The 20,776-nt window shown below is 73.8% G+C and carries 22 protein-coding genes; 7 read left to right on the top strand and 15 right to left on the bottom strand.

Annotation, left to right across the window (positions count from 1 at the left end):
* Window positions 1-182: 182 nt before the first annotated feature.
* Entirely contained in the window at window positions 183-1,004 is an 822-nt protein-coding gene (locus ABKW28_RS06565; RefSeq protein WP_348607471.1) for a hypothetical protein, read from the bottom strand.
* Window positions 1,005-1,181: 177 nt separating this feature from the next.
* The gene (locus ABKW28_RS06560) at window positions 1,182-1,457 is read right to left on the bottom strand and encodes a MoaD/ThiS family protein (protein WP_193669893.1); all 276 of its coding nucleotides are present in this window, start codon (window positions 1,455-1,457) and stop codon (window positions 1,182-1,184) included.
* A 107-nt stretch (window positions 1,458-1,564) separates the two neighbouring features.
* On the opposite strand from ABKW28_RS06560, the gene ABKW28_RS06555 reads away from it, so the two are divergent.
* Both ABKW28_RS06555 and mshD read left to right on the top strand, forming a co-directional pair.
* Window positions 1,565-2,326 carry a response regulator transcription factor gene (locus ABKW28_RS06555; RefSeq protein WP_348607468.1) on the top strand — a complete coding sequence of 254 codons (762 nt, stop codon included), beginning with the start codon at window positions 1,565-1,567 and terminating at the stop codon, window positions 2,324-2,326.
* A gap of 10 nt (window positions 2,327-2,336) precedes the next feature.
* Window positions 2,337-3,188: a mycothiol synthase gene (mshD, locus tag ABKW28_RS06550; RefSeq protein WP_302709066.1), complete on the top strand. Its 852-nt coding sequence runs from the start codon at window positions 2,337-2,339 to the stop codon at window positions 3,186-3,188.
* Here mshD and ABKW28_RS06545 read toward each other — a convergent pair.
* The 8 genes from ABKW28_RS06545 to ABKW28_RS06510 all read right to left on the bottom strand — a co-directional run bounded on the left by ABKW28_RS06545 (window position 3,119) and on the right by ABKW28_RS06510 (window position 8,265).
* A complete protein-coding gene (locus tag ABKW28_RS06545; RefSeq protein ID WP_348607465.1) occupies window positions 3,119-3,817 on the bottom strand; it encodes a hypothetical protein in 699 nt (232 codons plus the stop codon). The genes mshD and ABKW28_RS06545 overlap by 70 nt on opposite strands.
* Before the next feature lie 175 nt (window positions 3,818-3,992).
* Window positions 3,993-4,289, bottom strand: a complete 297-nt coding sequence (locus tag ABKW28_RS06540) for a DUF4235 domain-containing protein (protein ID WP_348607460.1) — start codon at window positions 4,287-4,289, stop codon at window positions 3,993-3,995.
* Window positions 4,286-5,443, bottom strand: a complete 1,158-nt coding sequence (locus tag ABKW28_RS06535) for a YihY/virulence factor BrkB family protein (protein WP_348607454.1) — start codon at window positions 5,441-5,443, stop codon at window positions 4,286-4,288. The genes ABKW28_RS06540 and ABKW28_RS06535 overlap by 4 nt, the downstream gene beginning before the upstream one ends.
* Window positions 5,440-5,694: a DUF3618 domain-containing protein gene (locus ABKW28_RS06530; RefSeq protein ID WP_348607451.1), complete on the bottom strand. Its 255-nt coding sequence runs from the start codon at window positions 5,692-5,694 to the stop codon at window positions 5,440-5,442. Before ABKW28_RS06530 ends, ABKW28_RS06535 begins: the two co-directional genes overlap by 4 nt.
* The gene (locus tag ABKW28_RS06525; protein WP_348607448.1) at window positions 5,687-6,121 is read right to left on the bottom strand and encodes a phage holin family protein; all 435 of its coding nucleotides are present in this window, start codon (window positions 6,119-6,121) and stop codon (window positions 5,687-5,689) included. Before ABKW28_RS06525 ends, ABKW28_RS06530 begins: the two co-directional genes overlap by 8 nt.
* 251 nt (window positions 6,122-6,372) lie before the next feature.
* Window positions 6,373-7,323 carry a glycine cleavage T C-terminal barrel domain-containing protein gene (locus ABKW28_RS06520; protein WP_348607445.1) on the bottom strand — a complete coding sequence of 317 codons (951 nt, stop codon included), beginning with the start codon at window positions 7,321-7,323 and terminating at the stop codon, window positions 6,373-6,375.
* Window positions 7,320-7,745, bottom strand: coding sequence for a Fur family transcriptional regulator (locus tag ABKW28_RS06515; RefSeq protein WP_193669901.1), 426 nt, complete (start codon window positions 7,743-7,745; stop codon window positions 7,320-7,322). The genes ABKW28_RS06520 and ABKW28_RS06515 overlap by 4 nt, the downstream gene beginning before the upstream one ends.
* Window positions 7,746-7,770: 25 nt before the next feature.
* Window positions 7,771-8,265, bottom strand: a complete 495-nt coding sequence (locus ABKW28_RS06510) for an FABP family protein (protein WP_193669902.1) — start codon at window positions 8,263-8,265, stop codon at window positions 7,771-7,773.
* 51 nt (window positions 8,266-8,316) lie between these two features.
* Here ABKW28_RS06510 and ABKW28_RS06505 point away from each other — a divergent pair, with 51 nt between their 5' ends.
* Together ABKW28_RS06505 and ABKW28_RS06500 are read left to right on the top strand one after the other, a co-directional pair.
* Complete coding sequence (locus ABKW28_RS06505) at window positions 8,317-8,676, top strand: DsrE family protein (protein WP_193669903.1); 360 nt, start codon at window positions 8,317-8,319, stop codon at window positions 8,674-8,676.
* Between the two features lie 5 nt (window positions 8,677-8,681).
* Window positions 8,682-11,534: a hypothetical protein gene (locus ABKW28_RS06500; RefSeq protein WP_348607442.1), complete on the top strand. Its 2,853-nt coding sequence runs from the start codon at window positions 8,682-8,684 to the stop codon at window positions 11,532-11,534.
* A 31-nt stretch (window positions 11,535-11,565) separates the two neighbouring features.
* Here the strand turns inward: ABKW28_RS06500 and ABKW28_RS06495 are convergent, their stop codons facing one another.
* Window positions 11,566-12,615, bottom strand: coding sequence for an alpha/beta hydrolase (locus ABKW28_RS06495; RefSeq protein WP_348607439.1), 1,050 nt, complete (start codon window positions 12,613-12,615; stop codon window positions 11,566-11,568).
* A gap of 55 nt (window positions 12,616-12,670) precedes the next feature.
* Here ABKW28_RS06495 and ABKW28_RS06490 point away from each other — a divergent pair, with 55 nt between their 5' ends.
* From ABKW28_RS06490 to ABKW28_RS06480, 3 genes are all read left to right on the top strand, one after another.
* Window positions 12,671-14,959 (top strand): RNA degradosome polyphosphate kinase, encoded by a 2,289-nt coding sequence (locus ABKW28_RS06490; RefSeq protein ID WP_348607437.1) that lies wholly within the window; start codon window positions 12,671-12,673, stop codon window positions 14,957-14,959.
* Between the two features lie 130 nt (window positions 14,960-15,089).
* Window positions 15,090-15,707 (top strand): DUF47 family protein, encoded by a 618-nt coding sequence (locus ABKW28_RS06485; RefSeq protein ID WP_193669907.1) that lies wholly within the window; start codon window positions 15,090-15,092, stop codon window positions 15,705-15,707.
* A gap of 1 nt (window position 15,708) precedes the next feature.
* Window positions 15,709-16,710, top strand: a complete 1,002-nt coding sequence (locus tag ABKW28_RS06480; RefSeq protein WP_348607434.1) for an inorganic phosphate transporter — start codon at window positions 15,709-15,711, stop codon at window positions 16,708-16,710.
* Between the two features lie 103 nt (window positions 16,711-16,813).
* Here the strand turns inward: ABKW28_RS06480 and ABKW28_RS06475 are convergent, their stop codons facing one another.
* The 4 genes from ABKW28_RS06475 to pstC form a co-directional block, all read right to left on the bottom strand.
* Window positions 16,814-17,764 (bottom strand): hypothetical protein, encoded by a 951-nt coding sequence (locus ABKW28_RS06475; protein ID WP_348607431.1) that lies wholly within the window; start codon window positions 17,762-17,764, stop codon window positions 16,814-16,816.
* 149 nt (window positions 17,765-17,913) lie between these two features.
* Window positions 17,914-18,693: a phosphate ABC transporter ATP-binding protein PstB gene (gene pstB / locus ABKW28_RS06470; protein ID WP_193669910.1), complete on the bottom strand. Its 780-nt coding sequence runs from the start codon at window positions 18,691-18,693 to the stop codon at window positions 17,914-17,916.
* 56 nt (window positions 18,694-18,749) lie between these two features.
* Entirely contained in the window at window positions 18,750-19,826 is a 1,077-nt protein-coding gene (gene pstA / locus ABKW28_RS06465; protein ID WP_348607428.1) for a phosphate ABC transporter permease PstA, read from the bottom strand.
* Window positions 19,827-19,831: 5 nt separating this feature from the next.
* Window positions 19,832-20,752, bottom strand: a complete 921-nt coding sequence (gene pstC, locus ABKW28_RS06460) for a phosphate ABC transporter permease subunit PstC (RefSeq protein ID WP_348607426.1) — start codon at window positions 20,750-20,752, stop codon at window positions 19,832-19,834.
* Between the last annotated feature and the right edge of the window lie 24 nt (window positions 20,753-20,776).

The raw sequence follows: 20,776 nt of genomic DNA, 5'->3' as shown, positions 1-20,776 counted from the left end.
CTCGACGCCATCCCCCTATGCTCCTGGCACCACCACCGCGCCCACGACCCCCGATGGCACCTCACCCAGCACCCCCTGCGCGGCTGGGAGCTGCGCGCACGCGAGCGCCGCAGGAGGTCCTGACGCGCCGCACGGCCGCCCCACCAGGGGACGGCCGTGCGTCGGTCACGCCAGGAGGCGCCTCAGGCAGCGCGGGGCAGGCCCGGCAGACCCGGCAGACCCGGCAGCTCGGGCAGACCCGGGAGGCCGCCGCCCAGCAGGTCGCAGACCTGCTGCGGGAGCCCGGCGTCGCAGAGGGGCTGCAGGGGGCTGTCGCCACCACCCTCACCGGGGCCGCCGGGCAGGCCCGGCAGGCCCGGGATACCGGGCAGGTCGCCACCGGACGCGGCGTCGCAGATCTGCTGCGGGAGCCCGGCGTCGCACAGGGGCTGCAGCGGGCTGTCGCCACCGGGGCCCGCGGGACCGGTCGCGGCGTCGCAGAGCGCCTGGGGCAGGCCGGCGTCGCACAGAGCCTGGATCGGGCTGGCGCTGCCGTCACCCGCGCCCCCGCCGGGCAGGCTGGGGAAGGCGTCACAGACGGCCTGCGGCGCACCGGCGTCGCACAGCGCCTGGATCGGACTGGCGGCGGGCTCCTCGGTGCCGGGCTCCTCCGTGCCGGGCTCCTCGGTGCCCGGCTCGGCCTGGCACGCGGCCAGGGCGGCGGATGCGCGTGCCTGCTTGCGCTCGGCACGCACCAGCTGCTTCTGCGCCCGCTCGACCTTGGCCGGACGGTCCGCCCGCTCCAGCTTGCGCTCCTTCTTGGCCACCTTGCGCTCGGCGGCCCGCACGTCGCGACGCTCCTGCGCGCAGTCCGCATCCTCGGCCGCGGTCGCCGAGACGGACGACTGGGCGGACGACTGGGCGGACGACTGGGCGGACGAGGCGCCGGCGGCCGACGCGGTGAAGCCGAGCACGAGCGCCAACGACGCCCCCAGCGCGACCAGGACCTTGATCATCTGCTGCATGAGACCCTCCTTCGAGCCGCGGCGGTCGCGGGCTCACCAGCCCAACGAGCAACGCCGGGCGTGGTGACGCAGGTCACGTCACATACCGTCCCGGGTTTGCACACCGCCCCTGACCTGGGGCGATGCCGACGCGGAGGTCTAGACCGTCCGAGTCCGGCCCCGCCGGGTCCGCGTCGCTCAGCCGCCGGCGAAGGGCGGCAGGAACTCCACGGTCGCGCCCGGCTCGACCCGCACCGAGCCCGGGTCCTGGCTGCCGACCGGCTGCTCGCCGATCAGCGTCGAGCAGACCGCGAGCACCCGCTCGAGGTCGGTGCCGGGGTGCAGCGCGACCGCGCGGCGTACGACGTCGGCGAGCGTCAGCGCGCCGTCGACCTCGAGCCGGTCGGAGCCGGTGCCGGCCGCGTGCTTGGCCCCGGCCCAGTAGTGCACGTGCACCACGTCTGTCTCGTCCACGATCGCTTCCTCCTGCGCCCGGTGCTGCCTTGGGTAGTATTCAACCCGGATCACCGACCGGAGCCCAACGATGCGTTCTGGTCCCCCGCACACCGGAGGGACCCACCGTGAGCACGATTCTCCTCCTGACCAGCGCCCTGCAGCCCTCGGCCGAGGTGCTCCCCGGGCTTGCCCTGCTGAACCACCAGGTCCGGGTGCTGCCGCCCGAGGGCAGCGCGCTCCTCGAGGCGCCCGACGCCGACCTGCTGCTCGTCGACGGCCGCCAGGACCTCGCGCACGCCCGCGACCTGTGCCGCCTGATCCGCACCACCGGCAGCGACCAGCCGGTGCTGCTCGTGGTCACCGAGGGCGGGCTGGCCGTGGTCAGCCACGACTGGGGCATGGACGACGTGGTGCTGCACACCTGCGGCCCCGCCGAGCTCGAGGCCCGCATCAAGCTCGGCATCGGCCGCCTGGCCGCGCGCCGCGACGCCGACGACCCCGAGAGCCACCTGATCCGCTCCGGCGAGGTCACCGTCGACGAGACGACCTACACCGCGCGCATCGGCAAGCGCCCGCTCGACCTGACCTTCAAGGAGTTCGAGCTCCTCAAGCACCTGGCCCAGCACCCCGGGCGGGTCTTCAACCGCCAGCAGCTGCTGCAGGAGGTCTGGGGCTACGACTACTTCGGCGGCACCCGCACCGTCGACGTGCACGTGCGCCGCCTGCGCGCCAAGCTCGGCGTCGAGCACGAGACGCTCATCGGCACCGTGCGCAACGTCGGCTACCGCTTCGTGGTGCCGGCCAAGGACGCCCGCGCCGAGGCCGACGCGCGTGCCGTCACCGAGCCATCGAGGGAAGCCGGGGTCACCGAGCCGGCCTCTGGCTAGGCTCGGGGGAATGGACTCCCTCCACGACGCCCGCCAGATCGAACGGGTCGCCGCCCTCTCGGAGGCCGCCGACGGCACCGCTCCGCTCGACGAGGCCACCTTGATGGCGCTGCGCCACCCCGACCGGTTCCGGTCGTGGGTCGAGGGTGACGCCGTCGCCGTGCTCGTCGACGGGCAGATCTCCCTCGTCGTCGCCCCTGAGGCCCGCGGCCACGGCCTGGGCGCCAAGCTGCTCGAGCGGCTGATCGGCGAGGTCGGCCCCCAGGTCGCCCTCGAGGCCTGGTCGCACGCCGACCACCCCGCCGCCCGCCGCCTCGCCGAGCGCACCGGCTTCGAGCGCGCCCGCGAGCTGTGGGTGATGCGCCGGCGTACGTCGACACCGCTGCCGCGCCTCGAGCCGCCCCCGGGCGTACGGCTGCGCTCCTACACCGACGCCGACGCCGACGCGGTGCTGCGCCTCAACGCCGCCGCCTTCGCCGCCCACCCCGAGCAGGGCGCGATGGACGCCGAGAACCTCGCCGAGCGGATGGCCGAGCAGTGGTTCGACCCCGCCGGGCTGATCCTCGCCGTCGACACCTCCGAGGGCGCCGAGGGCCGTCTGCTGGCCTTCCACTGGACCAAGCGGCACACCCACGACCTCGGCGAGGTGTACGTCGTCGGGGTCGACCCCGACGCGCAGGGCGCCGGCCTGGGCCGGCTGGTCACCCTCGCCGGCCTGCACCACCTGGCCGACCTGCAGGTCAACGAGGTGATCCTCTACGTCGAGTCCGACAACGCCGCGGCGATCCGGGTCTACCGCGACAAGCTGGGCTTCACGCACGCCTCGGAGGACACCCACGTGATGTACCGACGCCCGTCCTGAGGCCGCGGGGTCGCCGCGAGCTCGGCGACCGCGCCGTGCACCAGGTCGATGACCAGGTCGGGGTGCTCGGTGACCGGCTCGTCGCCGACGCCGGGCAGGCGCAGCCACCGCGCCCCCGGCACCTCGACGCTCGAGGACGCCGCGCCCGGGTCGGAACGCTCCCCGGCGGCCGCCCACACCGGCACCGTGACCAGGCGCAGCCGCTCGACCACGGCCCGGGCGGTGTGCTCGTCGGGGGCCAGCAGCACCAGGCCGGCCACGGCCTCGGGACGGGCCAGCGCCATCTCGACGGCCAGCGGGGCCGCGTCGCCCTCAGCGACCACCAGCAGCGCGCGCCGCTCGGTGGCGCGCAGCGAGTCGACGACGTACGCCGCGACGGCGCCCTCGCTCACACCGGGCAGGTCGGCCAGGTCGGGGGCCAGCAGGCGCACGCTCCACGAGCCCAGCGCCAGCGTCGGCGCCCACACCTGGGCGCCTGCTCCCCGGCGGTGCAGCAGCACGACCGGCGCGCCCTGCTCGTCCCCGGCCTCGTGCAGAGGCACCGCGGCACCGGGGGCGACCGCGTCGTGCGGGGTCACCCGTTCGCGACGGGTGGGGGTGGTGGACGGGTCGTCGGTGGGCGGGTGCAAGCGGGTGGCTTCCGGGCGGGCACGAGGCGACGGGCACCTCGTGGACGGTCGTGGGCGTGCGGCGGCAGGAGGCAGCCTATGGCCGCCGGCGGCCAGCACCCAGACGCTTTACCCCACGTTTAACGCAAGGTTTACGCGCGCCCGCCGGCACCCTCGCCGGCCGAGTCGGGTCAGGTCAGTCGCCGGGCCACTCCCCCGTGGCCCGCTGGAAGGCCCGGGCCCCGCCGCGGTCGACGGCGGCCTTGACCACCGCGAAGACGGCACCCTGCAGGGCCGCCGCGGCCAGCACCTCCTTCATCGAGTACTCCGACTCCAGCGCCCTGGGGGCGTCGGCGCCGTCACCGGCGCTGACCCGCTTCCAGACCTGCTTGAAGACCTGGCCGGCCACCACGCCGGCGACGATCGAGCTGGTGATGCCGACCGGCCGGTAGAGGATCCGGGCCGACCTGCTGGTGCGTTCCTCGCGCCTCATCGTGTCTCCCTCGTGCTCGTCGCTGTGCCCGTCGCTGTGGTCGTGCCCGGTGCTTTTGGGTCGGGGTCGACCCCCGCACCCGTGCCCGAGCCGACCTCGTCGGGGTCGTCCTCGCGGCCGTGGCTCTCGCGCAGCGCGCGCCCGATCGCCACGTCCTCCTCGTGCTTCTCCTCGGCCTTCTCGATGTTGCGGGTGTCGCGCGGCGGCAGCTGCAGCTGGTCCTCGGCCGGCAGCCCGGCCTGCAGCTCGCGGCCGCGCTCGAGCTCGGAGTCGAGCTCGGCGCCGAAGAGCAGCGCCAGGTTGGTCAGCCACACCCACAGCAGGAAGACGATGACGCCGGCCAGCGAGCCGTAGGTCTTGTCGTAGCTGGAGAAGTTGGCGACGTAGAAGCCGAACGCCGCCGACGCCAGCGCCCAGACCAGGATGGCCAGTGCGGCACCGACCGAGATCCAGCGGAACTTCGGCTGCTCGACGTTGGGGGTGGAGTAGAAGAGGATCGCCACCATCAGCACCACCGCGACCAGCAGCACCGGCCACTTGGCGATGCTCCACACCAGCACGGCCGTGTCGCCGACGCCGATCGCCGACCCGACGGCCTCCGCGGCGGGCCCGGTGACCACCAGCGCGGTCAGCACGGCGGCCGCCAGCACCACCTCGACCAGGGTCACCAGCAGCATCACCGGACGCAGCTTCCAGATCGGGCGGCCCTCGCCGACCTCGTGGATGCGGTTCATCGCCCGGCCGAACGAGGTGACGTAGCCGCTCGCCGACCACAGCGCGGCCAGCAGTCCCACGACGAGCGCGAGGCCCGCCCCGGTGCTCTGGCTCAGGTCGAGCAGCGTGGGCTCGAGGGTGTCGGCGACCGAGCCGGCGCCGACGTCACGCAGGATGCCCAGGATGGTGCGCGCCGACTCCTGGCCCTGGCCCAGCAGGCCCACCAGGCTCAGCAGCGCCAGCAGTCCGGGGAAGAGCGCCAGCACCGCGTAGTAGGTCAACGCCGCGGCCAGGTCGGTGCACTGGTCCTTGCCGAACTCGCGCCCGGTCTTGCGCAGCACGTACTTCCACGACGGGCCGGTCAGGTCGTCGGGCGAGTCCGGCTTGGCGTCGTGGTCGGGATCGACCGGGCGCTCGGCCTGGCGGGTGTCGTCGCTCACCCGCGCCGCCGCCACACCACGACGCCGACCACCAGCACCAGCGCGCCGATGCCGCCGGCCAGCAGCGCGGTGCCGTGCTGCTCGCGCACCGACTGCGCGCGGTGCGAGACGCGGCCCTTCACGTCGGTCTTGGCGCCCAGCGCCTCGACGGTCTCGCCGAGACGCTGGCGGGCCGCCTCGATCTCGGCCTCGATCTGCTCGGGGGTCTGGTCCTGGGAGCCCTCGCGGGGGTCCTGCTGCGGCTCAGCCATGGCGGCGGGCCTCCTTCACGGTCTCGACGTCGCGCTGCACGTTGGTCTGGGTGGCCGAGACCGGCGGGGTGGCCTGGTCGACCTGCTTCTTGCCCACGAGGCCCAGCAGCGCGGCCGCGGCCAGCAGCACGCCGGCCACCACGAGTGCCGCGGCCCAGGCGGGCAGCACCAGGTCGAGGGCCAGCACGGCGGCGGCCACCAGCGTGCCCAGCGCGAACCAGACCAGCGTGCCGGCGCCACCGAAGAGCCCGACGCCGATCCCGGCGTGCTTGACGCTCTGCTGGATCTCGGCCTTCGCCAGCCGCAGCTCGGCGCTGACCAGCTCGGAGGTCTGCTGCGAGAGCCGCGACATCAGCTGCGGCGTGGACAGCGTGTCGACGTCGACCTCGCCGTGGGGCGGGTCGGGGTGGGTGCCTGGAGTGCTCATGACTCCACGCTGCCCACCGCGCGACGGGGCCACGCCCTCCCCAGGGGTGAGAGCGGTCTGGACCGCGCGGTCGACCATGCTGCGCGGTCCCGGCGGGTGCGCTTGACTTTGCAGTGGTCATCGCCGTCTCGGGCCGACTCGAGAAGAGGTGCTCCCCGTCGTGTTCCGCAAGCTCCGCCGCACGATCCGCTGCCGTCGCAAGTACGGGCGCCGCTGCCCGCACATCGAGCAGCACTCGCGCTGAGGACCGCTCAGCGCAGCTTGGGCCGCACGTGCAGCCCGACCTCCGGGTCGACCACGACCTCCTGGGCCGCGGGCATCGAGTCGACCTCGAGGGTCGCCTCCAGCGGCACGTTGCGCTTGACCATCGCCAGGGCGATCGGGCCCAGCTCGTGGTGGCGCGCCGAGCTGCCGACGAAGCCGACGACCTTCTCGCCGTGGAGCAGCTCGGCACCCTGCTCGGGCAGCCGGTTCTCGGTGCCGTCGAGGTGCAGCAGCGTCAGCCGCCGCGGCGGGCGGCCCAGGGTGTGCACCCGCGCCACGGTCTCCTGGCCGCGGTAGCAGCCCTTGTCGAGGTGCACCGCCGGGCCGACCCAGCCGGCCTCGTTGGGGATGGTGCGCGCGTCGGTGTCGACCAGGTGGCGCGGCTCGCCGCGGGCGATGCGCAGCGCCTCGAAGGCCCACATCCCGCAGGCCGGCCCCGCGGCGGCGGCGTACGTCGCCAGCTGGTCGCGGGGCACCAGCTCGTACGTCGTGCCGCTCGACGAGGCGCGCCAGGTCACCGCGACGGCGTCGGTGACGTCGGAGAGCTCGACGCGGGTCATGAACTTCATCCGCTCGAGGAAGCCCAGCAGCGCCGCGGCCGCGCCGGGCTCGGTGTGGGCCACGAACGCCTCGCCGTCGTCGTACCCGCTGAAGGCGTGCTCGACGTGGCCCTGCGGGGAGAGCACCAGCGCGTCGGTCCACACCCGCGGGGCGAGGTCGAGGAAGAACTGGGTGGTCAGCGAGTGCAGCCAGGTCAGCCGGTCGGGGCCCTCGATGCGCAGCACGTCGCGGTGGGAGAGGTCGACGAAGCCCTCCCCCGACTCGAGCGTGCGCTGCTCGGCGTTGAAGGAGCCGTAGTGGGCGGCCACCGGGGCGTCGACGCCGTTGCCGGCGACGGCGCCGGGGAGGTCGAGCAGGGGGCTGGGTGTGGCGGTCATGGGTTCTCCTCTCGTGCGCACTCGGCGCAGGTGCCGAAGACGGTCAGGTGACCGATGTCGGCGGTGAAGCCGTGCTCGTCGGCGAGGCGTCCGGTCAGCACCGAGGCGGCCTCGGCGCCGACCGAGACCACCCCCCGGCAGCTGCGGCACACCAGGTGGAAGTGCTCGTGGTCGGTGACGGAGTGGTAGGTCGGTGCCCGGTCGGAGAGGTGCGCGTGGCGCACCAGCCCGAGCTCCTCGAGCACCTCGAGGTTGCGGTAGACGGTGGAGACGTTGACCGCCGAGGAGTGCTGGCGCACCTCGGCCAGCACCTCGTCGGGCGTGGCGTGGCCCAGCGACTCGACGGCGCGCAGCACCAGCTCGCGCTGGGGCGTGAGCCGGTAGCCGCGCCCGGCCAGGCGCCGGCGCAGGTCGTCCGTCATCGCCCGGCCTGTCGCATCGCGGACCTCAGGACCTCTTGAGCCGCGCCCACAGGTGCGGCTGCAGCTCCTTGCCCTCGGCCTCCATGTCGTAGGCGTAGAGCAGGTCGCCCTCGACGTTGCCGTAGAGCCGGTGGCCGCCGGTGACCTCGCGGGCGGTCTCGGTGAAGGCCACGCCGGCGGTGCGCAGCTCGATCTTGCCGTCCTCGGCGTTGCCGTACCAGATCTCGGAGATGCCGGTGTTGTGCGCCAGCACCATCTCGACCTTGCCGACCTCGGGGCAGCGCAGGAAGCCGGTCTCCTGGGCGGCGTCGCGGACCTTCTCGCCGTTCTCGTCGACGACCCACGAGCGGGAGAAGTAGTGCAGGAACGGGCGGCCGTCCTGCTGGAAGACCAGCTCCTGCTGGTAGTCGTAGGGCTCGATCCCGGGGTAGTCGCCCTTGCCGCTGCCGGTCCAGGTGCCGAGCAGCCAGACGAGGGGGCCACAGTGGGGATGCAGGTTGGGCGGGAGTTCGATCGGCACGTCTCCACCATAGGCCCGACCCCGGCGCTGGGCCTTGTCTAGGCTGCGCCCATGCGTCCCCTCGTCATCAAGGTCACCTGCGCCGCCGGCGACCCCGAGCGCTCCAACCAGGCCTTCACCGTGGCGGCCTCGGCGGCCGCGGCCGGCGCCGACGTCTCGCTGTGGCTGACCGGTGACGCGGCGTCGTACGCCGTCGCGGGCGGGGGCCCCGACCTCGGGCTCGAGCACGCCACCCCCGTCGCGCAGCTGCTCGAGGTGGTGCTGGCCAGCGGCCGGGTGACGGTGTGCACCCAGTGCGCGGCGCGCCGCGGCATCACCGAGGCCGACCTCGCGCCGGGGCTGCGGATGGCCGGGGCGGCGCTCTTCGCCGAGGAGGTCCTCGGCGACCAGGTGCAGGCGCTGGTGTACTGACCCTGATGAGCACTCCCGGTCAGCCCCCCACCGAGCCGCGCCGCTGGCTGCGCCGCTCCGCCTCGCCGTCCCCCACCAGCTCGGCCGGCGACGCCGGTGCTACCACGCCGCCGCCGTCGGTGGAGGAGCTGCAGGAGCGGATCGCCAGCCAGACCGCGGCCGCCGAGCGGGCCGCGTCGCTGCGCCACTCCGCCGAGCTGGCCGCCGCCGAGCAGGCCGCCGAACGGATCGCCGCCGAGGAGCTGGCCCAGCAGGCCGTCGAGGCGCGCGCCGAGGCCGACCGGGCCTCGGCCGAGCTCGCCGCCGCCGCGCAGGAGGCGTACGCCGCCCGCTCGGCCGCCGAGGAGGCGGCTCGCGTGGCCGCCGAGGCACGGGCCACGGCCGAGGCGTCGATCCAGGAGCGCGCCCAGGAGTCGGCGCAGGCCCGCGAGGCCGCCGAGCAGGCCGCCCAGGAGGCGCTGCGGCGCGAGGAGGAGGCCACCCGGCGCGCCGAGGAGCAGGCCGAGCAGCGCGCCGCCGCCGAGGAGGCCGCCCGGGTGGCCGCCGACGCGCGCGCCCAGGCCGACGAGGCCGCCCGCGCCCAGGCCGAGGCCGCCACCGCCGCCCACGAGGCCCGCCAGGCCGCCGAGGAAGCAGCCACCGCCGCCGCGACGGCCGCCGAGGACGCCCTCACCGCCCGCCGCCAGGCCGAGGAGGTCGCCACCGCCCACGGCGAAGCCGCCACCCAGGCCCACTCCGACCGCGAGAACGCCGAGCACACCGCCCGCGAGGCCGAGGCCCGCGCCCAGACCGCCGCCGAGGCCCGCACCACCGCCGAGGACGCCGCCGCCGAGCAGGCCGCCGCCCGCGAGGAGGCCGACCGCGTCGCCGCCGAGCACGCCCGGGCCCGCACCGAGGCCGACCAGGCCGCCGCCCAGCAGGCCCACCTCGCCGAGCAGGCCCACGCGGCCCGCCAGGCCGCCGAGGACGCAGCCACCACCGCCGCCAAGGCAGCCGAGGACGCCCTCACCGCCCGCCGCCAGGCCGAGGAGGTCGCCACCGCCCACGGCCAGGCCGCCACCCAGGCCCACTCCGACCGCGAGAACGCCGAGCACACCGCCCGCGAGGCCGAGGCCCGCGCCCAGGCCGCCGCCGAGGCCCGCACCACCGCCGAGCACACCGCCGCCGAGCAGGCCGCCGCCCGCGAGGAGGCCGACCGCGTCGCCGCCGAGCACGCCCGCGCCCGCACCGAGGCCGACCAGGCCGCCGCCCAGCAGGCCCACCTCGCCGAACAGGCCCACGAGGCCCGTCAGGCCGCCGAGCAGGCAGCCCGCGAGCGCGCCGAGGAGGCCGAGCAGGCCCGCGCCGCCCGGCTGGAGGCCGAGGAGGCCGGCCGGGTGCAGGCCGGACTGGCCGACGAGGCGCTGGCCGCGCGCGAGCAGGCCGAGGCCGTCGCCCGCACCGCCCACGAGGCGGCCGAGACCGCGCACCGGGCCCGCGCCGAGGCCGACGCCCGCGCGCAGGAGCAGGGCGAGGCCGCGGCCGCCGCCCACCGGGCCCGCGCCGAGGCCGACGCCGCCGCCGAGCGGTCCGCCGCCGCCCGCCAGGCCGCCGAGGAGACCGCCGCCGAGCACGCCCGGCTGGCCGAGCAGGCCCACACCGCCCGCGAGGACGCCGAGCAGGCCGCCGCCGACGCGGCGGTGCGGCTCAGCGAGTCCGTCGCCCTGGCCGACGCCGCCCACCAGGCCGCCGCCGCCCGGGGTCGCGACGCCGAGGCCGCCGGCAGCGCCCTCGAGGCCGCGCGCGCCGACGCCGCCGCCGAGGCCCGGGCCGCGCAGGAGGCCCACGAGGCCCGCGCGGGCGCCGACACCGCCGCCACCGAGCACGCCCGGCTCGCCGCCGAGGCCCACGAGGCCCGCCTCGCCGCCGAGCAGGCCGCGACCGTGGCCACCGAGGCCCGCGCCGTCGCCGAGACCGACGCCCAGCGCCACGCCCAGATGGCCGCCGAGGCGGTGCGCGATCGTGAGGCCGCCGAGCAGCGCACCAGCGAGGTCCTCGAGCAGATGAGCGCCGCCGCCCGCGACCACCACCAGGCGCTGAGCGAGGCACAGACGGCCCGCGAGGACGCCGAGCGGGCCGCCGCCGAGGCCGTCGCCGCCCGCGCCGAGGCCGAGCAGGCCGCGGCCGACCGGGCCGTCGACCGCCAGGCCGTCGAGGCCTCCGTGCGCCACCACGCCGAGCTGGTCGAGGTCGCGATGGCCGAGCGGCTCGAGGCCGAGCAGCGCGCCGCCGCGCTCGCCGACGAGCTGGCCCAGGCCCGCCAGCAGGGTGGTCGAGCAGGCAGCTCGGCAGGTGGCTCAGGCGGCTCAGCGGGCGGCGGGCGGGGCCTGCAGGGCCTGCTCGGCAGCCCCGACGGGCCCGCCGACGGCGTACGACCCACCGGGCGCGACCCGCACCCGCCGACCGCCCACCCCCGCACCCGCAGCCGGGTGGTCGGCGCCGTCACCGGGGCCCTGGCGCTCCTCGCGGCGATCGTGGGGGTCGGCGTCGGCCTCGCCGACGGGTTCACCGCCCCGCTGGCGGCGGGCGCGCTGCTGCTCGCGGTGCTGCTGGGGGCCGTGGCGGTGCGCTCGCTGCGCTCCTCGGGCCACGCCAGCATCGACGACGACGGGATGGTCGACATCGTCGACTCCGACGGTCACCACCGCTTCAGCGCCGCCAACCCCGGCACCGCCATCGAGGTGGTCGGCCAGCCGGGCGAGCGGGAGTGGCGGGTGCTCTTCCACCGCAAGACGCTGCCGCCGGTCGCCGTCGACGCGACCATGGTCGAGCCCGAGGAGTTCGAGCGCGCCCTGCGCGCCTGGCGCCCCGAGCTCTGACCGGCTCTGGCCGGCTCGGGCCAGGGGAGCTCTAGGCGAGTCCCGCCTCGAGCCGGTGCGCGATCTCGACGACCGCCGCGCGCGGGCTGCGCCCGGCGCCGGTCATGTTGAGGAAGCCGTGGATCTGGTCCTCGAAGCGGCGCACCTCGACGGCCACCCCGGCCTCCTCGAGCCGCCGCGCGTAGGCCTCGCCCTCGTCGCGCAGCGGGTCGAAGCCGGCGGTGCACAGGAAGACCGGTGCCAGCCGGTCGGCCACCTCGCCGAGGTCGGCGTACGCCGGTGAGAGCCGCGGGTCGCGCCGCTCGTCCTGCGACAGGTGGGGGTAGTAGGCGTCGGCGGCCAGGTCGATGAAGCCCTGGGTGAGGTAGAACCCCTCGCCGAAGAGCCGCAGGCTCTCGGTGTCGCGCAGCGCGTCGGTGCCGGGGTAGACCAGCAGCTGCAGCGCCAGCGGCAGCCCCTCGCGCGCGGCGGCCAGGGCGGTCGCCGCGGCCAGGTTGCCGCCCGCGGAGTCGCCGCCCACCGCCAGCCGGGCGGTGTCGGCACCGACCTCGTCGGCGTGCTCGAGCAGCCAGCGGTACGCCGCCCACGCGTCGTCGTGGGCGGCCGGGAAGGCGTGCTCGGGCGCGAGCCGGTAGTCGACCGCCAGCACCCGCACCCCCGCCTCCGAGGCCAGCAGCCGGCAGGGCGCGTCGTGGCTGTCGAGGTCGCCGTAGACGAAGCCGCCGCCGTGCAGGAACAGCAGCGTGGGGTGGGCGCCGGGGCCGCGCCGGGCGCTGGGCACGTAGAGCCGCGCGGGCAGGCCGGCCACCCGCAGGTCGCGGACCTCCGCGACCCAGTCGTCGCCGGCGATCATCGCGGTCTGGCGGGCCAGCGCCCGGCGGCCCTCGAGGATCGGCAGGGTCTCGACCGCGGGCTCGCGGGCCAGCCGCTGCAGGGCCAGCATCAGCCGTACGTCGTCGGCGAGGGTCTGCGCGTCGCGCACCACCGGGCGGCCGAGCCGGCGCTGGAGGACCTCCGGGAGACGGGTCACCCCCCGCACGAGGAGACGCTCGACGACCTGCTGGACGTGGGAGGTGATCACGGCTCCCCAACCTAGCGTCATCTCCCGTTCAGATTCCGGTGCCACACTGGGCCGCATGCCCGACGTGCCTCCCGACCCCGCCGCCCCCGCCGCCTCCTCCGCGGTCGACGCCCCGGTCGAGACGCCGACCGAGACACCGGTCGAGACGCCCGCCGAGACAGAGCCCGAGGTGTCGGAGGCGACCGACCCGGGGGCCGACCCGGGGACCGACCAGGCGGCCGGGCTCCTCGACGCCGAGCAGGCGGCGTACGAGCCCGACGAGGACGCGCTGGCCGCGGTGCAGGCCCACGACGACCGCTTCCTCGACCGCGAGCTGTCGTGGCTGCACTTCAACCAGCGGGTGCTCGAGCTCGCCGAGGACCCCGACCTGCCGCTGCTGGAGCGGGTCCGGTTCCTGGCGATCTTCACCAGCAACCTCGACGAGTTCTTCATGGTCCGCGTGGCCGGGCTCAAGCGCCGCATCGCCACCGGGCTCGCCGTCCGGGCCGCCTCCGGGCTGATGCCGCTCGACGTGCTCGAGCGGATCTGGACCACCACCCGCGACCTCAGCGAGCGCCAGGCCTCGCTCTTCCGCGACCGGATCGTGCCCGAGCTGCTCGAGCACGACATCGAGCTGGTGCGCTGGGACGACCTCGACCGCGACGAGCAGAAGCAGTGCAAGCGGATGTTCAAGGACCGGATCTTCCCGGTGCTGACCCCGCTGGCCGTCGACCCCGCGCACCCCTTCCCCTACATCTCCGGGCTCTCGCTCAACCTCGCGGTGATGATCCGCAACCCCAAGACCGGCAAGGAGCACTTCGCCCGGGTCAAGGTGCCGCCGAGCTTCAGCAGGTTCGTGCCGCTGGGCAACCACCGCTTCGTGCCGCTCGAGGACGTCATCCGCGAGCACCTCAAGCGGCTCTTCCCCGGCATGGAGGTGCGTGAGGCGCACGCCTTCCGGGTCACCCGCAACGAGGACCTCGAGGTCGAGGAGGACGACGCCGAGAACCTCCTGGCCGCGCTCGAGAAGGAGCTGCTGCGCCGCCGCTTCGGGCCCGCGGTGCGCCTCGAGGTCGAGGAGTCCATCGCCCCGCAGGTGCTCGAGCTGCTGATGGAGGAGCTCGGGGTGAGCAAGGAGGAGGTCTTCCACCTGCCCGGCCCGCTCGACCTGCGCGGGCTGCACAGCATCGCCGACATCGGCCGCGAGGAGCTGAAGTACCCCGCGTTCGTGCCGACCACCCACAAGCTGCTCTCCGAGGTCGAGTCGGCAGCGCCCGTCGACGTCTTCAAGGCCGCGCGCCGCAACGACGTGCTGCTGCACCACCCCTACGACTCCTTCGCCACCTCGGTGCAGCGCTTCATCGAGCAGGCCGCCGCCGACCCGCACGTGCTGGCGATCAAGCAGACGCTCTACCGCACCTCCGGCGACTCCCCCATCATCGACGCCCTCATCGACGCCGCCGAGGCCGGCAAGCAGGTGCTGGTGATCGTCGAGATCAAGGCCCGCTTCGACGAGCAGGCCAACATCCGCTGGGCCCGCAAGCTCGAGCAGGCCGGCTGCCACGTCGTCTACGGGCTGGTGGGCCTCAAGACCCACTGCAAGCTCTCGATGGTGGTGCGCGACGAGGGCGAGGGCCAGGGCGGCATCCGCCGCTACACCCACATCGGCACCGGCAACTACAACCCCAAGACCTCGCGCCTCTACGAGGACCTGGGCCTGATCACCACCGACGAGCGGATCGGCGAGGACGTCGCCCACCTGTTCAACAACCTCTCCGGCTGGTCGCGCAACGCCTCGTACGACGAGCTGCTCGTCGCCCCCGACTCCGTGCGGCCCGGGCTCCTCGAGCAGGTCCACCACGAGATCAGCCACCACCTCGCCGGCCGGCCCGCGCGGATCCGGATCAAGGCCAACTCGGTGGTCGACGAGTCCGTCATCGACGCGCTCTACCTGGCCAGCTGCGCCGGGGTGCCGGTCGAGATGCTGGTGCGCGGCACCTGCTCGCTGCGCCCCGGCGTGCCCGGGCTCAGCGAGAACATCACCGTGCGCTCGGTGCTGGGCCGCTTCCTGGAGCACTCGCGGATCTTCTGGTTCGAGAACGGCGGCGACCCGGTCGCCTGGATCGGCTCGGCCGACCTGATGCACCGCAACCTCGACCGGCGCGTCGAGGTGCTGGTGCGCCTGCCCGACGCCGCCAGCATCGAGGCGATCGGCGACCTGCTCGACCTGGCCTTCGACGCCGACACCAGTGCGTGGGTGCTGGCCAGCGACGGGTCCTGGGCGCGCAACGGCGGCGGCGTACACCTGCAGGAGGCGCTGATCGAGCGGCAGCGGGGCCGGCGGCACACCGGCGTCACCGGCTGAGCCGGCGCCGTTCACCCGGCGGCCACCCGGGCGTCGCCTGCGCCACACCCGCGGGCCTCGCGTTAGTCACCTGGCTTCAGGGGCCCTAGTCTTGGCGCGGCCATCTCGTCGCCCTCAGGAGAGACACACCGTGCGACTGCGTTTCCGTCCGGTCGAGACCTCGTTCTACGACCACTTCTCCACCTCCGCCCAGCACCTCGTCGTCGGGGCCGGGCTGCTGGCCGAGATGCTCACCGAGGGTGCCGACAAAGAGAGCGTGGCCAAGCAGATGCGCGAGGCCGAGCACGCCGCCGACGAGACCACCCACACCATCGTCAAGCAGGTGAACTCGACCTTCGTCACGCCCTTCGACCGCGAGGACATCTACGCGCTGGCCTCGGGCCTCGACGACGTGATGGACATGATGGACGAGGCCGTCGACATGGTGCTGCTCTACGAGCCCAAGGTGCTGCCGGCCGAGCTGCTCGACCAGGTCGAGCTGCTGCAGCGCTGCGCCGACCTGACCGCCACGGTGATGCCGGGCCTGCGCTCGATGCAGTCGCTCGACGAGTTCTGGATCGAGATCAACCGCCTCGAGAACGCCGGCGACCGCAACCACCGCCGGATCATGGCGCACCTGTTCTCGGGCGAGTTCAAGGCGATGGAGGTTCTCAAGCTCAAGGACATCGCCGAGGCGCTCGAGGGCTCCATCGACGCCTTCGAGAAGGTCGCCAACACGATCGAGCAGATCGCGGTCAAGGAGTCCTGAGTTGACCCTCGCGATCGTCATCGCGGTCGTCGTCGTCGCCCTGGTCTTCGACTACACCAACGGCTTCCACGACGCCGCCAACGCCATCGCCACCTCGGTGTCGACGCGTGCCCTGACCCCGCGCGTGGCCCTCGGGATGGCGGCGGTGATGAACTTCATCGGCGCCTTCCTGGGCCAGGAGGTCGCCAACACCGTCGGCTCGGTGATCACCCCCGAGGCCGGCACCGCGGGCCTGGTGATCGTGATGTCGGGCCTGCTCGGCGCGATCGCCTGGAACCTGCTGACCTGGTACTACGGCCTGCCCTCCTCCTCCTCCCACGCCCTGATCGGCGGCCTGGTCGGCGCGGCCGTCGCCTCGGGCTCGGTGGTCAAGTGGGACGTGATCGTCGACAAGATCCTGATCCCGATGGTCGCCTCGCCGCTCTTCGGCTTCGCGGCCGCCTTCGCGCTGATGCTCGCGATCATGTGGATCTTCCGGCGCCGCAACCCGCACCGCACCCAGCGCGGCTTCCGGATCGCCCAGACCGTCTCGGCCGCCGCGATGGCGCTGGGCCACGGCCTGCAGGACGCCCAGAAGACGATGGGCGTGATCTTCCTGGCCCTGGTCACCGGCGGGTACGCCGGCGCCGACGAGGACCTGCCCGTGTGGGTCATCATCGCCGCCGCCGCCGCCATCTCGGCCGGCACCTGGGCCGGCGGCTGGCGGATCATGCGCACCCTGGGGCGGCGGATCATCGCCCTCGACCCCGCCCGCGGCTTCGCCTCCGAGACAGTCGCCGCCGGCGTGCTCTACACCACCGCGTTCGTCTTCGAGGCCCCCATCTCCACCACCCACACCATCACCTCCGCGGTGATGGGCGCCGGCGCCACCAAGCGCTTCTCCGCCGTGCGCTGGGGCGTGGCCCGCTCCATCGTCACCGCCTGGGTGCTCACCTTCCCCGCCGCCGGGCTGGTCGCCGCCACGTTCTACTGGCTCTCGCACTACGTCTTCCAGCTGCCCTGACCCGCGGGGCAGGCCCCGGTCTGGATAGTCCCTGACCTTTCACACCGGGACACGCCGATGCGAGGTGTGGAGGGTCAGGGACTATCCCCGGGCGCGGCGAGGATCACCCGCTGTCAGTACGGCGCCCGCGCGCCAGCCAGACGTCCCGCTCGGCGACGCGCAGGTAGGCCTCGTGCAGGCGACCCACGACGTGGCGGAGGTCCCTGGCATCGGCGCCGACCATCACCACCGGCTCGAGCCCGTGGGCACGGAAGTCGCCCTCGCGTCTCACGTCGCTGGCCCGGCGGCTGCCCTGGAGGTGGAGCACCCCGTCGTACTCCCCCAGCACGCCGGTGGCGGGGTCGATGACGTCAGGGGTGCCCAGGTGACGCCCCTCGAGGTCGAAGACCGGCGCGTTCGCCAGCAGTTCCACGCCGGGGCGGTGCCGCTGCCAGACCAGGCGCAGCAGCGTCTCGCGCGGCGACCACACGTTCTCCCGCGCCAGGGGCAGGCACTGCCTCGCCTGCTCGATCCCGGTGTAGCTGGAGTGGATCCCCACCCAGGCCGCCACCTCGGTCGGCGTGACCAGGTCGCTGAGGTAGGCCATGTCGAGGACCGCCACGGCCGTCTCGAGATTCCGGGCGTAGCGCATCTCGAAGCAGGTCGCCCGCACCGCCGTGCTCACCGGCACCCCGTCGACCCGCGCGACCTCCCGCGGGTCGCAGCGCTCCTCGCAGAGGCGGAACGACGGCTGTGGTCGCAGCAGCCGGCGCGGCGCGGCGAGCGGCACCGGCCGCGGCTCGCCCGACGCGTCCAGCCCCTCGGCGTACGGCGCCCCACGCCAGGCCAGTGCGGCCCACCCGGTGACGGCGACGTGACGGGCCGGCAGCACGCAGGCCACCTCCGCGACGCGTTGCGCCGCGCTCGCCTCGACGTGGGCGGGCACGTAGAGCCCGCGCGACGTACGCCGCCACCACGGGCCGGCAGCCTCGCGGGCGGTCGGGCCGTCGATGCCGCGCGGGTCGACGCGCACGGGCAGCACCACCCCGTGCTCGACCCCGATCTGCTGCGACATGCCCCGGAGGCTGCCGCAACGGCGAGACCGGTGCGCCGCTCTTCCACAGGGAAGGCCTCGGGGGCCCCTGACATACGAAAGTCCCTGACCTTCCACACCCGCCAGCGGCGTGTCCGGGCGTCGAAGGTCAGGGACTATCCGACGCAGGATCAGCCGAAGCGGCCAGAGATGTAGGCCTCGGTGGCCTCGTTGTCGGGGTTGGTGAACATCTGCTTGGTGGAGTTGAACTCCACCAGCTGGCCGGGCTCACCGGTGGCCTTGAGGTTGAAGAAGCCGGTCTCGTCGGAGACGCGGGCGGCCTGTTGCATGTTGTGGGTGACGATGACGATCGTGTAGTCGGACTTCAGCTCGTGGATGAGATCCTCGATCGCCGAGGTCGAGATCGGGTCGAGTGCCGAGCAGGGCTCGTCCATCAGCAGCACCTGCGGCTCGACGGCGATGGCGCGGGCGATGCACAGGCGCTGCTGCTGCCCGCCGGAGAGGCCCATGCCGGGCTTGCCGAGCCGGTCCTTGACCTCGGTCCACAAGTTGGCGCCGCGCAGCGACTTCTCCACCAGGTCGTCGGACTCCGACTTCCTCATCCGCTTGGCGTTGAGCTTCTTGCCCGAGAGCACGTTGTCGTAGATCGACATCGTCGGGAACGGGTTGGGGCGCTGGAAGACCATCCCGATCTGGCGGCGCACGGCCACCGGGTCGACCGAGGGGTCGTAGAGCGACTGCCCGTCGACCATCACCTTGCCCTCGACACGGGCACCGGGGATCACCTCGTGCATCCGGTTCAGCGAACGCAGGAAGGTCGACTTGCCGCAGCCCGACGGGCCGATGAACGCGGTCACCGAGCGCGCCTTGATGGTCATGCTGACGCCCTCGACGGCGAGGAAGTCGCCGTAGTAGATGTTGAGGTCGGAGACGTCGATGCTCTTGGCCATGGAAACAGTGTCCTTGAGGTGAGGGTCGGTGAGAAGTCAGGAGGCCCGGAGGCGGGTCAGCGCCCGGTCTTGGGAGCGAAGACGCTGCCGATGACGCGGGCCGCGACGTTGAGCACCATCACGAGGGTGACCAGGGTCAGCGCCGCGCCCCAGGCGTAGGCGGCCATCTCCTCGTCGTAGATGCCGGGCTCGGTGATCGCGTAGAAGATGAAGACCGGCAGCGTGGCCATCCGCTCCGAGAACGGGTTGAAGTTCACCCCGGTGGTCAGGCCGGCGATGATCAGCAGCGGCGCGGTCTCGCCCGCGACACGGGCCACGGACAGGGTGACGCCGGTGACGATGCCGGCCACCGCGGTCGGCAGCACCACCTTGACGATGGTGCGCCACTTCGGCACGCCCAGGGCGTACGACGCCTCGCGCAGCTCGTCGGGCACCAGCTTGAGCATCTCCTCGGTGGCGCGGACCACGATCGGGATCATCAGCACCGAGAGGGCCACCGAGCCGCCGAAGCCCATCCGGACCCCGGGGCCGAAGAAGAGCACGAAGAGCGCGTAGGCGAACAGGCCCGCCACGATCGAGGGGATGCCCGTCATCACGTCGACCAGGAAGGTGATCACCCGGGCCAGCTTGGAGCCCTTGCCGTACTCGACGAGGTAGATCGCGCAGAGCACGCCGATCGGCACCGAGATCACGGTCGCCAGCGCCGTGATGATCAGCGTGCCCAGCAGCGCGTGGTAGATGCCGCCGCCCTCACCGAGGATGCCGCGCATCGAGTTCTGGAAGAACTGCGCCGACAGGATCGGCAGGCCCTTGCTCAGCACGGTCCACACGAGCGAGACCAGCGGGACCATCGCCAGCGCGAACGCCGACCAGACCAGCACACCGGCCACTCGGTCGGCGGCCTTGCGCGACCCCTCGACCGCCCGCGACCAGGCCGGCAGGCCGACCGCCAACAGGATCCAGGCGATCAGGGCGGCGGCGACCAGGCCGACGCCGGCCAGCAGCACGGCGAGCACGGCGATGCCGACGGCGATGCCCGCGGCGAGCGCCGGGGCGTAGCGGGGCAGCTGCGCGCCCTGCAGCGGCATCGAGTGCGGCGAGGCGTCGTCAACGGGAGTGAGGGTGTCGGTCATCGTGATCAGCCCTTCGCCACGCCGCGGACCGCGATGGCCCGACCGAGGAAGTTGACGGCGAAGGTGATGATGAACAGCACCAGGCCGGTGAAGATGAGGGTGTCGATCTTGGCGCCGGAGGCGTTGCCGAAGTTCAGCGCGATGTTGGCCGCGATCGTCGACGAGCTCTGCTCGGCGGTGATGAGGTTGAAGCTGACCAGCAGGCTCGGGGCCAGGACCAGGGCCACGGCCATCGTCTCGCCGAGCGCACGGCCCAGGCCGAGCAGCACCGCCGAGATCATGCCGGAGCGGGCGTAGGGGAAGACCGTCATCCGGATCATCTCCCACCGCGTCGCCCCCAGCGCCAGGGCCGCCTCCTGGTGCATCGTCGGCGTCTGGGCGAAGACCTCGCGGCAGATCGCGGTGATGATCGGCAGCGCCATCACCGCCAGCACGATGCCGGCGGTGAGCATCGTGCGCCCGGAGTTGGGCACCGGGCCCTCGAAGAAGGGGATCCATCCGGCGTTGCGCTGCAACCAGTCGTAGGCCGGCACCAGGTTGAGAGCCAGGAAGTTGATGCCCCACAACCCGTAGACGACCGACGGGATCGCGGCCAGCAGGTCGATGAGCCAACCCAGCGTCTTGGCCACCGGACGCGGCGCGTAGTGGGAGATGATCAGAGCCACGCCGATGGCCAGCGGCGCGGCGATGACCATGGCGATCACCGAGGCCAGCAGGGTGCCGAACAGCAGCGGCCACACGTAGCCCCAGATGCTGTCCTTGCCGTAGACGGCGTCGCCGGTGTTGCCCAGGGCCCCGGAGCCCTGCACCACCAGGAACACCGCCACGCCGGCCAGCGCCAGCATGATCAGCAGGCCGGAGCTGCGGGCCAGGCCGGCGAACACGACGTCGCCGACGCGACCGGTCGACTGGTCGATCGCCGTCACGTCCCGATCGGATCGGGGCTCGGT

The organism is Nocardioides sp. 31GB23, assembly GCF_040012395.1.
In the GTDB taxonomy this organism is placed as follows: Bacteria; Actinomycetota; Actinomycetes; order Propionibacteriales; family Nocardioidaceae; genus Nocardioides; species Nocardioides salarius.
This window is presented reverse-complemented; position numbering and strand designations above follow the sequence as displayed.

Excerpts from the sequence above, each read along its gene's own strand:
- ABKW28_RS06565 (WP_348607471.1), bottom strand. The coding sequence starts at position 1,004 with ATGCAGCAGATGATCAAGGTCCTGGTCGCGCTGGGGGCGTCGTTGGCG.
- mshD (WP_302709066.1), top strand. The coding sequence starts at position 2,337 with ATGGACTCCCTCCACGACGCCCGCCAGATCGAACGGGTCGCCGCCCTC.
- ABKW28_RS06540 (WP_348607460.1), bottom strand. The coding sequence starts at position 4,289 with ATGAGGCGCGAGGAACGCACCAGCAGGTCGGCCCGGATCCTCTACCGG.
- ABKW28_RS06530 (WP_348607451.1), bottom strand. The coding sequence starts at position 5,694 with ATGGCTGAGCCGCAGCAGGACCCCCGCGAGGGCTCCCAGGACCAGACC.
- ABKW28_RS06525 (WP_348607448.1), bottom strand. The coding sequence starts at position 6,121 with ATGAGCACTCCAGGCACCCACCCCGACCCGCCCCACGGCGAGGTCGAC.
- ABKW28_RS06520 (WP_348607445.1), bottom strand. The coding sequence starts at position 7,323 with ATGACCGCCACACCCAGCCCCCTGCTCGACCTCCCCGGCGCCGTCGCC.
- ABKW28_RS06515 (WP_193669901.1), bottom strand. The coding sequence starts at position 7,745 with ATGACGGACGACCTGCGCCGGCGCCTGGCCGGGCGCGGCTACCGGCTC.
- ABKW28_RS06505 (WP_193669903.1), top strand. The coding sequence starts at position 8,317 with ATGCGTCCCCTCGTCATCAAGGTCACCTGCGCCGCCGGCGACCCCGAG.
- ABKW28_RS06500 (WP_348607442.1), top strand. The coding sequence starts at position 8,682 with ATGAGCACTCCCGGTCAGCCCCCCACCGAGCCGCGCCGCTGGCTGCGC.
- ABKW28_RS06490 (WP_348607437.1), top strand. The coding sequence starts at position 12,671 with ATGCCCGACGTGCCTCCCGACCCCGCCGCCCCCGCCGCCTCCTCCGCG.
- ABKW28_RS06475 (WP_348607431.1), bottom strand. The coding sequence starts at position 17,764 with ATGTCGCAGCAGATCGGGGTCGAGCACGGGGTGGTGCTGCCCGTGCGC.
- pstB (WP_193669910.1), bottom strand. The coding sequence starts at position 18,693 with ATGGCCAAGAGCATCGACGTCTCCGACCTCAACATCTACTACGGCGAC.
- pstA (WP_348607428.1), bottom strand. The coding sequence starts at position 19,826 with ATGACCGACACCCTCACTCCCGTTGACGACGCCTCGCCGCACTCGATG.